The organism is Candidatus Obscuribacterales bacterium (assembly GCA_019744775.1).
In the GTDB taxonomy this organism is placed as follows: Bacteria; Cyanobacteriota; Vampirovibrionia; order Obscuribacterales; family Obscuribacteraceae; genus SBAT01.
In genome coordinates, this window is sequence record JAIETZ010000002.1 from 159692 (window position 1) to 174642 (window position 14951).

Genomic DNA, 14951 nt, shown 5'->3' on the forward strand with positions numbered 1-14951 from the left:
ATTCTACACTGCCGTTGGCATCCAGGGTGGTCTTGGCAGCCGGGCGTTAAGGGATGGTAATCAATTGCTAGAATTGACCCATGCGATGCCTAATTACCGGATTTAATGCTTTCGGCGAATTTGCCGTCAACCCTAGCGAAGAAGTGGTCGGACGCCTGCCTGATGCGGTCAAAGTTTCTAAGCAATGGCTGGAAATTGAGCGGCTTATTTTGCCGTGCTCGGGCAAGAAGATGTGGCAGAAATTAGATTCAGCCGTCGGAAAGACATCCAAGAAAGAGCCATTGATTCTCATCATGACTGGTTTGGCAGCCGATAGAGACCGCCTCTGCCTTGAGCGTTTTGCGGTCAATATAAAGGACTATCGCATTCCAGATAATGACGGCTGGCAACCGCAAGATACGCCGATTATCGCCAAAGCACCTGCCGGACTTGCTTCCGACCTTCCGCTGACGCGTTTGGAAAAGCGTCTGGCGAGCCAGAAAATCGCAGTAGACATTTCCAATTACGCCGGCTCCTACTTATGTAATGAAATTTACTACAAGGCACTGTCTACTTGGCAAAAGCAGCCTGGTAGTGCAGCGGTTCTTTTCGTGCACATTCCGCAGCCGAAGCTCTATATGAAAAAGCATCAACCAAAGTGGAACAGAGAAAAGACTCTCACTCATTTTGCTCAGGCTCTGGTAGAAACAGTTGAGTTTTCTCATAGCTGGCTTAGCCGCTAGACCGGCTTTCCAAGACGATAGAATTGGTTTTTCGCCTCGAGGCGGCAAGTTCCAAATTGGAGATAGTTCCCATGGGAAAATTTATTCTGGCGATTGATCAAGGCACCACAAGTTGCAGAGCTATTGTTTTCGACAAGAGCGGCAAATCAATGGGTGTTGGTCAGCGCGAATTTACGCAACATTTTCCGCAGCCTGGTTGGGTTGAGCACAATGCTGAAGAAATTTGGGACACGCAAAAGGCTTGCATCGGCGAGGCAATTAAAAAAGCCGGAATTCAGCCGGATGAAATTGCTTGTGTTGGTATCACTAACCAGCGCGAGACAACTGTTGTCTGGGATCGCAAAACAGGCAAACCAATCTTTCACGCTATTGTCTGGCAGTGCCGTCGCACACAAGAAGCCGCTGAGAAATTGAAGGCTGCTGATTCAGAATTATTCCGCAACAAAACAGGACTTGTTCCAGACGCATATTTTTCCGGTTTGAAAATTCGCTGGATTCTAGACAATGTTCCAGGTGCTGCAAAGCTTGCCGAAGCTGGTCAGCTTGCTTTCGGCACAATTGACACGTGGATAATTTGGAATTTGACTGGTGGCGCAAGCCACTTTACAGAGCCAAGCAATGCTTCGCGTACCATGCTCTACAACATTCAGACGCTTGATTGGGATGATGAATTGCTCGGGAAAATTGGCGTTCCGCGCTCGATGATGCCGCAGGTTATTTCATCCAATGGAAATTTCGGTACGACAAAAAAGGAACTAGTTGGATTTGAAGCACCGATTCTCTCCAACTTGGGCGACCAACAAGCAGCGCTATTTGGTCAAGGCTGCTTCAAGCCAGGCATGGCAAAGTGCACTTACGGTACAGGCAGTTTCTTGCTGGCTAACATCGGCAGCAATTTCAAACTTGTACAAGGACTGTTAACGACAGTCGCCTGGAAGCTAGACGGTGAGCCTGTTACATACGCCTTTGAAGGCGCCAACTTTATTGCCGGTGCTGCAATTCAGTGGTTGCGCGATGGATTGGGTATTATCAAATCCAGCGATGAAGTTGAGTCATTTACAAATTTATTGCACAGCAATGAAGGAGTCTACTTCGTACCGGCTTTAGTGGGACTTGGTTCACCCTGGTGGAATTCAGATGTACGCGGCACAATTGTCGGACTGACACGCGGTACTACTCGCGCGCATTTTGTGCGTGCAGCAGTGGAAGCAATGGCGTATCAAGTTACCGACGTTGCTTTAGATATTGAGCAGCACGGCATCAAGCTTTCCGAATTGCGCGTTGACGGTGGTGCTACACGCAATAAATTCCTCCTGCATTTCCAGGCAGACTTGATTCACATTCCGGTTATTCGCTCGTCTCAAATGGAGTCGACGGCATGGGGCGTGGCTGCTCTAGCCGGCATAAAAGCCGGGCTGATAGCCAATCTCGATGAAGTGTCATCCAACTGGCAGCACGATTTGACTGCGGTTCCAGAGCACGACAGAAGCGCTGATTATGCAGGCTGGCACAAGGCTATTCTTGCTACATTCGCCCAGGCAGCCAATCCTAAAGAGAATAAGGTCCCGGCAGCCACACGTTAAGCACCTCCAAACTTTCTCCATAATTTTGGGGAATAATGAAATAGTAGACTCCAGGCTTAACCAATGGACTTAAAGCTCCTAACGCCTATCCTACTGTCGTTTTTCATGGCTTCCGGCTGTTTAGCGAATTCGCTGTCCGGACAAGCTGTAGGCACGGTTGCCCATCAGGGGTGGATTGAAAGCTCCCCAGGGTTTAATGTGCGGACTAGTCCGGAGACCTATTTCCGAGCCTATAACAAAGACTGTGTTCAGCTATTTTCCGGCGAGCTATTGCTCGTGGCTAAGGCGAGCGGAGTCGTCATAACGCCTCTTGCTGTTACCTACGTGAAGGCAGATTCCATCGTGCTCTTTCGCGTCAACACCGGCATTGAAAGAGTATTCGTACTCTCAGTGCCAGGCAAGAATTCGGTTGCCACCATAGCCAACAATCACGCAGCTCGTCTGCATGCCGGTCACGAAGTAGTCGTGACTGATCACCAACCACGCATTCGTGAGACGCGTCAGTCCGACTCAATTGGCAGGCGGGAATTTCGCGCCTTTTCCGTCGGTCACGATCTCTATATGACCACAACTGAATTCTCCATCTGGCATGTTGTAAGTTTATGCCCGCTGTTTCAAGCATCCGATCCACTTTCACGCTGGACCAGAGCTCAGGTTTTGAAAACAGCCAATGTGGTCGACCTGGTTATGGCTAAACACGGAGAGTATCTCACTCAACCGTTAGATGAATTGTTGGATTTTGAGCCACTTTAATCCACTAAGCCTGCATTAAACCCTGATAGAATGGCCCACATGAAAGTAAAGCGCTTACTATTAACACTTTTAGTTCTGGCATTAAGCCTTCAAGCCGCCGCATTACCGGCTGCCTGCTGTGCAGCGACGTTGAGCCAGCCAGCCCACTGCGCTGCAGTAGTCAAAAAGTGTTGTGCGGTAAAACCAATGCCTTGTTGTCAGATACAACAAGGTAATTGCAACACCCGACCGCAACCTCCGGAAGATCGCTTAGCTTCAGCAGATCAATTGACTGCTCAATTATCAGAATCAGATTTAGTCCTGCGCCAAGTTGTACTTGATGTTTCATCACAAGAGTTGATGCGTCAGGCGACGACCACGCGCGTTGCTATCAATACGGAAAAATACAAACCGGACAGACTCTACATACTTAATCGTGCACTTTTGATGTGAACAGGCTTTTGCAATGGCGCATTTCATGCGCCCGTACGTAGTTTGTTTATTTCAAAGGAGATTTCTTATGAATAGAATGTTCATTATTGCCGTGGCGTTGTTTGCACTTATGGCAGGATTGATGCCTGCTCAAGTAATTGCTCCAGCATCAGCCATGGATCATGCTCAACATCAAGCTTGCATTAAAGAGTGCCACACATGCGGAGAGGTGTGCAAAAAGGCAATTAGTTATAGCAAGAAAAAAGGTGGTGCGCTTGCAAATGCTAAGCACATCAATGCGCTTGAAGATTGCGCTTCTGCCTGCAGAATCAGCGAGGACTACATGACGAGGAATTCCGACCTCATGAAGAAGACCTGCGCCCTCTGCGAGGAAGTATGCCGCAAGTGTGCCGAATCATGCGACCAATTCAAAGACGACGCTGAAATGAAGGCATGCGCTGAGGAGTGCCGCAAATGCGCGGATTCTTGCAAGAAGATGCAGGAGAGCTAGCGTAGGATTAGTGGGGGCGCATGCAATGCGCCCCTACGCCTTGTTAACTGCGTCTTCGTCTACACGCGCTTGTCCGATCCGTTGTGCGGGCATGCGTATACGTTTCCGAAGTATTGTAGGGGCGCATTGCATGCGCCCTTACATGTTTACGGACTACTTCTTCCCACCCGCAACAAGTTGCGGAATTGGCAAGCTCGGCTTCTTGCTGAAGTCGGGCAGCTTCACTGGGTTTTTCTCCAGCGATTCCGTCAACAACTCAATACCTTTCTCCAGCTGCGGATCACGTTCGGCGACGTGGTCTTGCGGTGAGATATCGATGTCGTGGTCGGGATCTGTTCCGTAGTTTTCGACAGCCCAGCCTACATCTTTAAACCAGAATGAAAATTCAGGTTGAGTTGTAATCGTGCCATCAACAAGACGGTGATTCGGACTGATACCGATGACACCGCCCCATGTGCGCTTACCAACCAGCGGTCCAAGCTTGTACAATTTAAATCCGTGGCTGAAGATGTCTCCGTCAGACCCGGCTTTTTCGTTTGTCAGACAAACCATAGGACCAAAAGGAGCTTCGTATGGATAGGAGACAGGTCTTCCCCACCTTGGCACACTATAGCCAACGCGTTTTCTGGCAAGCTTCTCCAAGAGCAATCCGGAAACGTGTCCACCGCGATTGTAGCGGACATCAATAACTAGACCCATCCTGTGCATTTCCAACAAGTAGCCTCGATGGAATTCGGCAAAGCCTGGTGGTCCCATATCCGGAATGTGTAGATAACCGAGTTTGCCTTTGCTCTTCTCGTGCACAATTCGTCTATTGGTTTCAACCCAATTGCGATAGCGAAGGGTATGCTCTTCTCTTAGCGTCTTCACGACGACTTGTCGCTTGGCGCCAGACGACGACATGATAGTCAGAGCGACATTCTTGTCACCCGTATTTACCAACAACTCTTGCAATGAGCAGTCTTTACGGATAGCACGTCCACCGACAGCGACAATGAATTCGCCTTCGTTAACATTGACACCTGGCTCAGCGAGAGGTGAATCACAGCCTCTGTCCCAAGAGTCGCCACGAATTATGCGATCGATGCGATACGCAGTTTTCTTCTCGTCAAAGGAAATATCCGCTCCTAAAAATCCTTGTTGGTAATAAGGCGGATGACGATGGTCGCCAAGGAATTCGTAGACGTGAGATGTTCCTAGCTCGCCGTGCATTTCCCAAATCAAATCGGACAATTCACTGCGCGTTCTAACGAGCGGAAGCAACTTCGCATAACGCTTATGAACAAACGGCCAATCAATGTCGGACATTTTCTCGTCCCAGAATTGGTCGATTTGCATGCGCCAAGCTTCATCATACATTTGCTGCCATTCTTGTTTAGGTTCAACAAGGACATGAGCGCGTCCGAGGTCAACCCAACCACTCTTGCGTCCCACTTCATCGGAAACGGCAGCTGGCGCATCTGAAGACAACGGTGCCAAAGCATCGACAACTCTGATTTTGTTTCTGCTTCTGTAGAACAAACTGCGATGATCATTAGCAAGTCTAATCTTTTCGGCATCAGACGCTATGGTCACCAACTTTTGATCTTTGAGATCATAAGCCATCAGTGTTCCTAAATTGGCGCCTTCACCCAACCAATCAAAGTCGCGGCGAATACCCTTCACAGCAAGCTTGGTAAATATCACTCTGTCTTTTACAGCGACAAGCTTCGGGTAGCGACCTTCCTCGACAGGGAATGCCAGAATGCGGCTGCTTATACCGTCGAAGTCGATTTCGACTGGCGGCACATCGTCTTTACCGTTTTCCTTCTCCGCCTTTTTATCATCCTTCTTTGCCTCAACCGGTAATTCACCTGCAATAGGCATCGGCTTTTTGATAAATGGCGATGGCGTGTCCTTCTTAAGAGGCACAACGAAAGGACGGGCTGCCTGCGGGAAGCTCAATTCAAATTGATGCTCGTCATAAACAGGATTGAAATCACGCACACCGATGAAGTACAGATACTTGCCTTCAGGATCAAACGAAGGGCAGTAATCCGTGCGCAGAGCATCTGTCACATCGTGTTTTTTACCATTCGCGACATCAAGTATACGAATGATGGAGAATTTCATGCGCTCCCAGTCTTCAAAATAAAGATCCGGGCTCCAGCTGTAAGCCAGCCATTTTCCATCCGGAGACCAAGCAAGATCACATATTCGCGCGGATGCACTTTCGTCCACCTTGCGCATTATCTTAGCCTTCACATCCAGAATAAACAATTCTTGGCGATGATTGGCAATTGCAATTGTGTCTTCTTTGGGAGACGGCACAAGTTCTGTTATGCGACCAATTTGATCAGCAGTGACGACAACAGGTTCTTCACTCTGGTCAGCATAATGAATTTCAACTTGATCATGACCAGGTTGATCATTTACAACGGCAAAGCGTTTTCCGTCGGAGAGCCATTCGGATAAGCGATAACGCACACGACTGCCAACACCATGTTGAATTGGTGCTTCTTCCCAAAGCGGCATCGTGAAAGGCTGACCGCGAGAGATGAGAGCGACCGAATGTCCCTTTGGATGTGGCGAGACGTGCTCCAAGCGATCAGCGACAGGGACAAATTTTCTTGTTGACTGTGTAGGCGCCGATGGAATTAGTACATCAAGACGGTGCACCGAATTATCGAATGTGTCCAACACATAGATGTCGCCACCGGCTGTGTAGACGATACGCTTGCCGTCTGTAGACGGATAGCGGACATAGTATTCGTCGTGATCGCTATGATGTTTTAGATCCGAGCCATTGGATTCGCACGAATAGATATTTCCTACACCTTCGTGATCAGACAGGAAATAGACGCGCTGCCCAATCCACATTGGACAGACCAAGTTACCTTTTAACTCGATAAGACGCTCAAACTCACCTTTACCTTTGGCATCAACCCAAAGATCTCCGGCAAGTCCACCACGATATCTCTTCCATCTGGCAGGATCACTGTTATTGCGACCAATAACTGTGGCATTGTCATCACCCATGGAGATGGTTTGTCCGTCGCCGTAATTGAAAGGTCTTACCGCACCTGTTTCTACATCAATTGCATAAAGCTGCATGGCATTGATGAAAGCTGAGCGGTAATTCGACGCAAACAAAATTTCCTTGCCATCTTTTGTCCATCCGGACAGTTGGTGGACATATGTTCCCAAGTAAGAAATTCGCTTGGGGTCACCACCCTTTGCCGGCATCACATAAATTTCCGGATTGCCTTCTTCAGTGCAGATAAAAGCAATTCGCTTACCATCCGGCGAAAAACGCGGCATCGAGCTAACACCCTTACCGGCTGTCAGGCGCCTAGCAATTCCTCCCTCAGAAGGTACCGACCAAAGATCGTCCTCACACGTGAAGACTATGTTGTCAGCATAAATTGTAGGGAAGCGATAATAACCTTTGACGCTCATTGGCATCTCTCCTGACTATTTGCCCAAGGACAAGTCCTTATAGACTACACAATCAGGTCAGGTTTTTAAATCTTTAGGAGTGATTTTGCAACAGCTTCTCGTATAGAACTTCAGGAGCAACATCAGCACCGTTTGGCCAACAGATAGTTCCAAGCTCTTTACTTACAGAGACTTCTTGAAATTTGCATGTGTCTAGAAGCGGTTCAAAAACACCGTTGAATTGAATCAATTCAGCAAGATCAATCTCTCCTGAAACATTGTCTTCAAATCGAACGAAGAGACGATAATCACCAAGCGGCTTTACTTCTATAACGTCTTTCAACATCTTTACTCCAACGGATCGATTTGCTTCAACGGTTCGTGCTCTCTTGCAAGGTTCCAATTTTCAGTTAGCTCTTGTTGATGTAATGATGCCCATTCCATCACTAGTCCTAAGACTCTCGGAGATAACTGCCCTTCTTTGAGATTGAGTGTCTCAATGTTCACTATTGCTTTTTGCTCTGCGTATCGAACATGGAAATGAGGGGGCTCATGATCATTGTAGTACATGACAATACTGATACCCAAAAAACGACTAATTTCCGGCATATGACCTCCTGCACCAACTAGACCCGTCTATAGGTAAAACGGTCAAGAGGTACAAAAAGTTCAATTGGTAGATTAAATGCCAAAGCGAATTAATCTGCCAATTTTACAAAAGAGAAGGACCGCTATAAAAGCGGTCCTGCGCCTGTGGTTCGCCACCTACATTTTCATTATACCCGGAGCAACTTAGTCCCAGCTCAAGGCTCCGCCGACTTGGTAGTCGATTACGCGGGTTTCGAAGAAGTTTTTCTCTTTCTTCAAGTCCAGCATTTCGCTCATCCATGGGAATGGATTCTTGGCGCCGGCGTATTGCTCAGGTAGACCAATTTGCTTGCAACGGCGATTGGCTACGAAGCGTAAGTAGTCGTAGAACATGTTGACGTTGAGTCCTAATACTCCGCGCGGCATGGTGTCTTCGGCGTACTTGTATTCGAGATCGACGCCTTGCTTGATGAGGTCGACCATTTCTTGTTGGAATTCCGGTGTCCAGAGATGTGGATTTTCAGCTTTGATTTGGTTGATGACGTCGATACCAAAATTCAGGTGCATCGACTCATCGCGAAGAATGTATTGGAATTCTTCCGATGCTCCGGTCATCTTGTTTTGGCGACCGAATGAAAGCATTTGCACAAAGCCTACGTAGAAGAAGATGCCTTCCATGATTACGTAGAAACCAATTAAGTTACGAAGCAAGCGCTGATCTGTAGCAAATGTGCCAGTCTTGAAATTCGGATCAGCAAGCTCCGTAGTAAATTGCATTTCGAAAGCATTCTTTGCGTGAATGCCTGGAATTTCACGGTACATGTTGAAGATTTCGCCTTCGTCTAAGCCAAGACTTTCAACAACGTACTGGTAAGCATGCGTATGCAAAGCTTCTTCAAAAGCTTGTCTCAAAAGATACTGACGGCACTCAGGATTAGTAATGTGTCTGTAGATAGCCAATACTAAGTTGTTAGCAACGAGTGAATCGGCAGTCGAGAAAAAGCCGAGGTTGCGCTTAATAATTCGACGCTCGTCCTCGGTCAAACCATTTGGGTCTTTCCAGAGAGCAATATCGCGGCTCATGCTAATTTCTTGCGGCATCCAGTGGTTGGCGCACGCATCTAAGTACTTCTGCCACGCCCAGTCGTATTTAAAGGGCACCAATTGGTTCAAATCGGCTCTGCAATTGATGATTGCCTTCTCGTCGACTGTTATGCGGTGAGAGTCCATTCCAATCACTTCAGCGCCCGTATAACCGGCACCACCATTTATGACTGGAGCCGGCGGGGTAGCCGGAGTCGGAGGAGTAGCTACTGCCTGTGCCAAACCCTGTCCTAAACCCTCGAAATTAAGCATTTATGCCTCTCTTTTTAACGCTCCGGTTTCGGCATCGCCTGCACCTTCGCTTGCTGTCCAGCTTCCCGCGTTTGCTCAGCAGCGACCTGTTCATCACAGCTCTTGCTTCGCTTCATTCACTCAAACGTCAAGCAACCATCCACCCCTACTAAAGATATATACCATACTATTGTATGTATATATCGCTGATTTGGCAAGTTAATTCACCCGCCGGGCGCATGCAATGCGCCCCTACAAAACCGAAATCATTACTGACACGCCTCGCAGTCCGGATCAGTTATCGAACATGCTTTGATATCCGTTGCCGGTACCGGAGCAACAACTTGTGTCACCGGTACGCTCTTCACCGCATTCAACGCTGATGTTTGTACTGTTGATTTTTCAGCGTTTGTTGCAGATAGAGTCCGCAAGTAATAAGTCGTCTTCAGCGCGCGCAACCAAGCATGCTTGTACATATCATCGAGTTTGCGACCGGACGGCTCGGACATGTAGAGGTTCAAGCTTTGTGCTTGATCGATCCACTTTTGTCTGCGTGCTGCCGCGTCAATTAGCCACTTCGGATCAACTTCAAAAGCAGTTGCGTACAATGCTTTCAAGTCTGCCGGTATGCGGTCGATTGGTTTGACTGAACCATCAAAGTACTTCAAGTCATGAACCATCACTTCATCCCACATGCCAATCTTTTTGAGATCTTCAACAAGATAAGCATTGAGCACGGTGAAGTCACCGGAGAGATTCGACTTCACAAAGAGGTTCTGGAAAGTCGGTTCAATTGATTGACTGACGCCTGCAATATTGGAAATGGTGGCGGTTGGTGCAATCGCTAAGCAGTTGCTGTTACGCATGCCGTATTGCTTGATGTGCTCGCGCACTGGTGTCCAATCCATAGCGGACGTACGATCAATATCAATGTACTTACCGCGCGTCTTAGCCAGAATTTCCAAACTATCAATCGGCAATACGCCTTGATCCCAAAGGGAGCCTTTGTATGTGGAATAAGTGCCACGCTCGCGGGCCAATTCGCTTGACGCCATGATGGCGAAGTAGCTTATTGCTTCCATGCTCTTGTCGGCAAATTCAACTGCTGCATCAGATGCATAAGGAATACGCAGTTTCAAAAGCGCATCCTGGAAGCCCATGAAGCCTAGTCCGACTGGACGATGTTTCAGGTTGGAATTGCGTGCTTTGCCGACGCTGTAATAGTTGATATCAATTACGTTGTCGAGCATGCGCATAGCTGTTTTACATGTGCGCTGTAGTTTTGCTACATCGAGACCCTTCTCGGTAATGTGATTAACCAAGTTGATTGAGCCTAAGTTGCAAACGGCAATTTCTTTGGAGTTGGTGTTCAAAGTAATTTCCGTGCAAAGATTGGAAGAGTGCACAACACCGACGTGCTGTTGCGGGCTTCTCATGTTGCATGGATCTTTAAAGGTAATCCAAGGATGTCCTGTTTCAAACAACATGGACAACATCTTGCGCCAGAGACCGACAGCTGCAACTTTCTTGTGCAACTTGATGCGGCCTTCAGCAGCCATTTTCTCGTAACGCTCGTAAGCTTCCTTGAAAGCTGGTCCGTGCAAGTCATGCAAATCCGGAACATCGTCAGGACTAAATAATGTCCACTCGCCATCTTCCATGACGCGTTGCATGAACAAATCCGGAATCCAGTTGGCCGAATTCATATCGTGAGTGCGGCGTCTGTCATCACCTGTGTTCTTGCGCAATTCAAGAAACTCTTCGATGTCCAAGTGCCAGGATTCGAGGTAGCAGCAAACAGCGCCCTTGCGCTTGCCGCCCTGGTTAACAGCTACGGCTGTATCGTTGACGACTTTCAAGAATGGAACAACACCTTGGCTCTTACCGTTGGTTCCGGCAATGTGAGCGCCAAGTGCACGCACTGGCGTCCAGTCGTTGCCCAAGCCGCCACTGAATTTAGAAAGCAATGCGTTGTCTTTCATCGCATCGTAAATGCTTTCGAGATCGTCGCCGACTGTTGTTAGGAAGCAAGAAGACAATTGCGGGCGATGAGTGCCGGAATTGAAAAGTGTCGGGGTTGAGCTTACAAAGTCGAAGCTGGACAAGAGTTCATAGAACTCGATAGCGCGAGCTTCGCGATCTACTTCATTTAATGTCAGACCCATTGCAACGCGCATCCAGAAAGCTTGCGGCAATTCAATGCGCTTGCCATCAACGTGGATGAGGTAGCGGTCAAACAGGGTCTGCAATCCGAGATATTGGAAATCCAAATCGCGGTCAGCATTAATGGCGTTACCAATTTGCTTGAGATCGAACTGAGCCATTTTCGGATCAATTAATCCAGCGTCAATTCCTATCTTTATATAGTCGCCAAAATATTCGGGATAACGCTTGGTCATCTCGGCGTGTGTGACGGGCTCACCAATAACTTCGCGTCTGATTTGATCGAGCAGCAAGCGAGCGGTTGCATACGAATATGCCGGGTCGCGCTCAATTAATGTGCGGGCTGAAAGAATAGCCGATTGGAATACTTCTACTTCCGGAATTCCATCATATAGATTGTTGACTGTTCCTTCAAAAATTGTTTTGGTGGAAACAGCATCACCCAAACCCTTACAGGATTCTTCAATGACTGTCTGCAAGCGGGCGACATTTAATGGTTGTTTGCGACCATCCGGCATCGCCACCGAAATCTTAAGTTGCGGACCTTCGCCTGATTCTTCTTGCTGGCGCACGCGTTCACGAGCACGCTCTTCACGATAAAGAACATAGCGGCGAGCGACTTCTTGTTCACCGGCGCGCATCAGGCAAAGTTCAACTTGGTCTTGAATTAGTTCAATGTGCAACGAACCACCGGTTGGTTGGCGGCGCATCAGAGTCTCTACAACTTGATTGGTCAACTTTTGAACCAAGTCACGCACGCGCGAGCTTTCTGATCCGTGGGTGCCTTCGGTTGCCAAAAAAGCCTTGGTCATGGCGACAGCAATTTTGCTCGGGTCAAAGGGTACAACCTGCCCAGTGCGGCGAATCACCTTATAAAGGCTATAAGGGTTACCGGCCACCGTGTCATTCGATGCGTTTGTTTGGCCAATTTGCTCAACTTGTTGGCTCATTGTGGTCTCCCCTTATAGCGGTTGGCGAAGTAGTTACTGTCTATTGTATGTATGATGAGAAATGAGTAAAGAGTTTTTTCGCGAGCAAAAAACTCGCGGAAAAAGCCCTCACAAAAAGCGCCTTACATAATTTCGGATTATGGAAAAACGACTGTGGAAAATTATAACGATGATCGAGTCTGTGATCATTAGCTGGGAGAGGATCTTCGGCGATCCGATCAGATATCGCTATGGCCCGATCAAGAAAAACAATTCGTATTGCTGATCGGCCACTACTATATTCATAATATATACAACAAGTCGACAACGTGTCAAAAAAGTATTTTTTCCACCTGGAGAATTCCATATACATCTGATCTGGAAAAACTCCATATACAGATCTCACCCGAAATGATCCGATCGAGATCGATCATGGGTGAGATCCAGTGATCTTTTCAAACGTCGTAACAATCTGTGGCAATACTTGCCCGGAGTATCCTGGCAAAAATACATCAGCTATATCAGTGATAGGTGTCGGCTCCGGATTTATTTCAATGACTCTGGCGCCGGCGTCTTTCGCTATATAAGGAAGTGATGCTGCTGGATACACAACACCGGCCGTGCCAACGACAAACATCAAGTCACATTCTTTGGAAAGCCTAAAAGCATCGTCCAAAACTTTTGCCGGTAACGATTCGCCAAACCAAACAACTGCCGGTCTAAGCATCGACCCGCAATGACAAAGCGGCGGTTCTTCCAATCCATCTTCAATATTTTCGGCTGGGTGATGTTTGTCAAAGCAAAAGTGCCGCTCAATGCTGCCATGCAATTCCAAAACTTCTTTTGAGCCCGCACGCGCATGAAGTCCGTCGACATTTTGTGTGACGACACTTAATTCCGGAACCAGCTCCGCCAATTTCGCAATCGCCAAATGCCCAGCATTCGGCTCAACTTCCCTTACCTTTTGCCGCCGCCATTCATACCACTGCCACACAAGTGGCGGATTCGCCGCAAACCCTTCCGGTGTGGCCAACGTCTGCGGATCATAATTCGCCCACAGCCCTTCTTGTGCATCCCTAAATGTAGGAATACCACTTTCCTTAGACACCCCCGCGCCAGTAAAAACAACCACGGACTTCACGGTTGTCAACAATTGCGCCGTCTTTTCAATCAATTCCTTCATCGCTTCCATATTAATGGATTAATTCCCAACGCCGTTTTGAACTTTTTGAAGCTCTTGACCGTCTATATAAATAGACCTAAGGGGCCAGTCGACGTACTTGGTATATGATCGCGTTAGGAGAATTCATTATGGATACAGATCTCGGGAATCAAATCCTTTCAGAGATGCATTCAGGTTTTAATCGCCTGGATAACCGTATCGATAGCTTGCAATTAGATATTTCTGGTCTACGAACGGATATGTCCAGAGAGTTCTCTAACGTTCAGGAAGAAATGGCAAACAATATGATGAAAGTTGATGCCGAATTCTCCAATGTTCGAAGAGAAACTGGCTCGGGTTTCAATCGCCTAGACAACCGCATAGATAACTTGAGGGATTTGATGAAATCCGACATTTCCGGATTGCGAGCAACAATGGCTAACAATGTGGCCAGTGTTCGAGCAGAAATGGCAGCAGGTTTTTCCAAGCAAGAACAACTTAGCAATGACATTATCGAAACAATGGTCAAGTCAATCGGCACATACTCAACTCATGTGGACAACCGATTCAAAGAAGTACACAAGGATATTGCTATCCTCAAAGGGTTAAAACCACAGGGATAGCTGTAGCTACTAATTAAATTGCGTAGGGGCGCATTGCATGCGCCCGTGGAGGATCGTCTTATGAAAAAACGACGGAGCATCCGCATACCTGGTTTCGATTATTCCCAAGCCGGCGCTTACTACATAACCATCTGCACATATAACCGAACGCATTTATTCGGCGAAATCGATGGTCCGGAAATTCAATTAAACGAATTGGGACAATTGGTTAAAACCTGTTTGAACAATCTGTCCAATGATTATCCATTCGTCTCACTTGATGACTTTGTAGTAATGCCCAATCACTTGCACGGAATTGTTTGGCTGGAATCCAACAATCCCTCGAAAAAGCCATTATCAAGAATACTAGCTGCATTCAAAGCAAAAACAACTTCGCATGCGCGAACACTCGGACATGATCAATTATGGCAAAGAAATTTTTTCGAGCATGTCATCCGGGACGAAGAGGATCTATTTCGCATACGAGAATACATCGCAACCAATGCTGTCAGCTGGAGCCTGGATCAGGAAACATGGAGTCAATGGATGACCTATCAAAAGACGAACGTATGATCCCAACGGGCGCATGCAATGCGCCCCTACGCAGGACAGAAGAACACCAATTCCCTCTTCGATCCGTTGATCCAAAACCGGGCGCATGCAATGCGCGTACGCAGGACAGAGCAACACTATACCCATCTTCGATCCGTTGAGACAATAACGGACACTGTTCTTGTACGTGCATTGCATGCGCCCGACCGAGGTGGCGGTGCGA

13 protein-coding genes are annotated in these 14951 nt (G+C 47.6%); 7 read left to right on the forward strand and 6 right to left on the reverse strand.

Annotated elements, in window-relative coordinates:
• Nucleotides 1-80 precede the first annotated feature (80 nt).
• The 5 genes from K2Y22_04445 (at nucleotide 81) to K2Y22_04465 (ending at nucleotide 3980) form a co-directional block, all read left to right on the forward strand.
• A complete protein-coding gene (locus tag K2Y22_04445; GenBank protein MBX9877686.1) occupies nucleotides 81-722 on the forward strand; it encodes a pyroglutamyl-peptidase I in 642 nt (213 codons plus the stop codon).
• Nucleotides 723-793: 71 nt separating this feature from the next.
• A complete protein-coding gene (gene glpK / locus K2Y22_04450) occupies nucleotides 794-2305 on the forward strand; it encodes a glycerol kinase GlpK (GenBank protein MBX9877687.1) in 1512 nt (503 codons plus the stop codon).
• 63 nt (nucleotides 2306-2368) lie between these two features.
• The gene (locus tag K2Y22_04455; protein MBX9877688.1) at nucleotides 2369-3058 is read left to right on the forward strand and encodes a hypothetical protein; all 690 of its coding nucleotides are present in this window, start codon (nucleotides 2369-2371) and stop codon (nucleotides 3056-3058) included.
• Nucleotides 3059-3097: 39 nt separating this feature from the next.
• Nucleotides 3098-3490: a hypothetical protein gene (locus tag K2Y22_04460; GenBank protein MBX9877689.1), complete on the forward strand. Its 393-nt coding sequence runs from the start codon at nucleotides 3098-3100 to the stop codon at nucleotides 3488-3490.
• 67 nt (nucleotides 3491-3557) lie between these two features.
• On the forward strand, nucleotides 3558-3980 hold the full coding sequence (locus K2Y22_04465) for a four-helix bundle copper-binding protein (GenBank protein ID MBX9877690.1): 423 nt from the start codon (nucleotides 3558-3560) through the stop codon (nucleotides 3978-3980).
• Nucleotides 3981-4133: 153 nt separating this feature from the next.
• On the opposite strand, the gene K2Y22_04470 is transcribed toward K2Y22_04465, so the two are convergent.
• From K2Y22_04470 to K2Y22_04495, 6 genes are all read right to left on the reverse strand, one after another.
• Entirely contained in the window at nucleotides 4134-7418 is a 3285-nt protein-coding gene (locus tag K2Y22_04470) for a PDZ domain-containing protein (GenBank protein MBX9877691.1), read from the reverse strand.
• A 73-nt stretch (nucleotides 7419-7491) separates the two neighbouring features.
• The gene (locus K2Y22_04475; GenBank protein ID MBX9877692.1) at nucleotides 7492-7743 is read right to left on the reverse strand and encodes a DUF2442 domain-containing protein; all 252 of its coding nucleotides are present in this window, start codon (nucleotides 7741-7743) and stop codon (nucleotides 7492-7494) included.
• A 2-nt stretch (nucleotides 7744-7745) separates the two neighbouring features.
• Entirely contained in the window at nucleotides 7746-8006 is a 261-nt protein-coding gene (locus tag K2Y22_04480; GenBank protein MBX9877693.1) for a DUF4160 domain-containing protein, read from the reverse strand.
• Between the two features lie 183 nt (nucleotides 8007-8189).
• Nucleotides 8190-9341: a ribonucleotide-diphosphate reductase subunit beta gene (locus tag K2Y22_04485; GenBank protein ID MBX9877694.1), complete on the reverse strand. Its 1152-nt coding sequence runs from the start codon at nucleotides 9339-9341 to the stop codon at nucleotides 8190-8192.
• A gap of 248 nt (nucleotides 9342-9589) precedes the next feature.
• Nucleotides 9590-12433 carry a ribonucleoside-diphosphate reductase subunit alpha gene (locus K2Y22_04490; protein MBX9877695.1) on the reverse strand — a complete coding sequence of 948 codons (2844 nt, stop codon included), beginning with the start codon at nucleotides 12431-12433 and terminating at the stop codon, nucleotides 9590-9592.
• Nucleotides 12434-12842: 409 nt separating this feature from the next.
• Nucleotides 12843-13604 (reverse strand): NAD-dependent deacylase, encoded by a 762-nt coding sequence (locus K2Y22_04495; protein ID MBX9877696.1) that lies wholly within the window; start codon nucleotides 13602-13604, stop codon nucleotides 12843-12845.
• Between the two features lie 119 nt (nucleotides 13605-13723).
• On the opposite strand from K2Y22_04495, the gene K2Y22_04500 reads away from it, so the two are divergent.
• Both K2Y22_04500 and K2Y22_04505 read left to right on the forward strand, forming a co-directional pair.
• Complete coding sequence (locus tag K2Y22_04500; GenBank protein MBX9877697.1) at nucleotides 13724-14197, forward strand: hypothetical protein; 474 nt, start codon at nucleotides 13724-13726, stop codon at nucleotides 14195-14197.
• Between the two features lie 60 nt (nucleotides 14198-14257).
• Complete coding sequence (locus tag K2Y22_04505) at nucleotides 14258-14749, forward strand: transposase (protein ID MBX9877698.1); 492 nt, start codon at nucleotides 14258-14260, stop codon at nucleotides 14747-14749.
• Nucleotides 14750-14951 lie beyond the last annotated feature (202 nt).

What these genes read in the sequence shown, in the direction of transcription:
- K2Y22_04505 (MBX9877698.1), top strand. Translation starts at nt 14,258, where the DNA reads ATGAAAAAACGACGGAGCATCCGCATACCTGGTTTCGATTATTCCCAA.
- glpK (MBX9877687.1), top strand. Translation starts at nt 794, where the DNA reads ATGGGAAAATTTATTCTGGCGATTGATCAAGGCACCACAAGTTGCAGA.
- K2Y22_04475 (MBX9877692.1), bottom strand. Translation starts at nt 7,743, where the DNA reads ATGTTGAAAGACGTTATAGAAGTAAAGCCGCTTGGTGATTATCGTCTC.
- K2Y22_04485 (MBX9877694.1), bottom strand. Translation starts at nt 9,341, where the DNA reads ATGCTTAATTTCGAGGGTTTAGGACAGGGTTTGGCACAGGCAGTAGCT.
- K2Y22_04445 (MBX9877686.1), top strand. Translation starts at nt 81, where the DNA reads ATGCGATGCCTAATTACCGGATTTAATGCTTTCGGCGAATTTGCCGTC.
- K2Y22_04460 (MBX9877689.1), top strand. Translation starts at nt 3,098, where the DNA reads ATGAAAGTAAAGCGCTTACTATTAACACTTTTAGTTCTGGCATTAAGC.
- K2Y22_04495 (MBX9877696.1), bottom strand. Translation starts at nt 13,604, where the DNA reads ATGGAAGCGATGAAGGAATTGATTGAAAAGACGGCGCAATTGTTGACA.
- K2Y22_04465 (MBX9877690.1), top strand. Translation starts at nt 3,558, where the DNA reads ATGAATAGAATGTTCATTATTGCCGTGGCGTTGTTTGCACTTATGGCA.
- K2Y22_04470 (MBX9877691.1), bottom strand. Translation starts at nt 7,418, where the DNA reads ATGAGCGTCAAAGGTTATTATCGCTTCCCTACAATTTATGCTGACAAC.
- K2Y22_04500 (MBX9877697.1), top strand. Translation starts at nt 13,724, where the DNA reads ATGGATACAGATCTCGGGAATCAAATCCTTTCAGAGATGCATTCAGGT.
- K2Y22_04480 (MBX9877693.1), bottom strand. Translation starts at nt 8,006, where the DNA reads ATGCCGGAAATTAGTCGTTTTTTGGGTATCAGTATTGTCATGTACTAC.
- K2Y22_04490 (MBX9877695.1), bottom strand. Translation starts at nt 12,433, where the DNA reads ATGAGCCAACAAGTTGAGCAAATTGGCCAAACAAACGCATCGAATGAC.
- K2Y22_04455 (MBX9877688.1), top strand. Translation starts at nt 2,369, where the DNA reads ATGGACTTAAAGCTCCTAACGCCTATCCTACTGTCGTTTTTCATGGCT.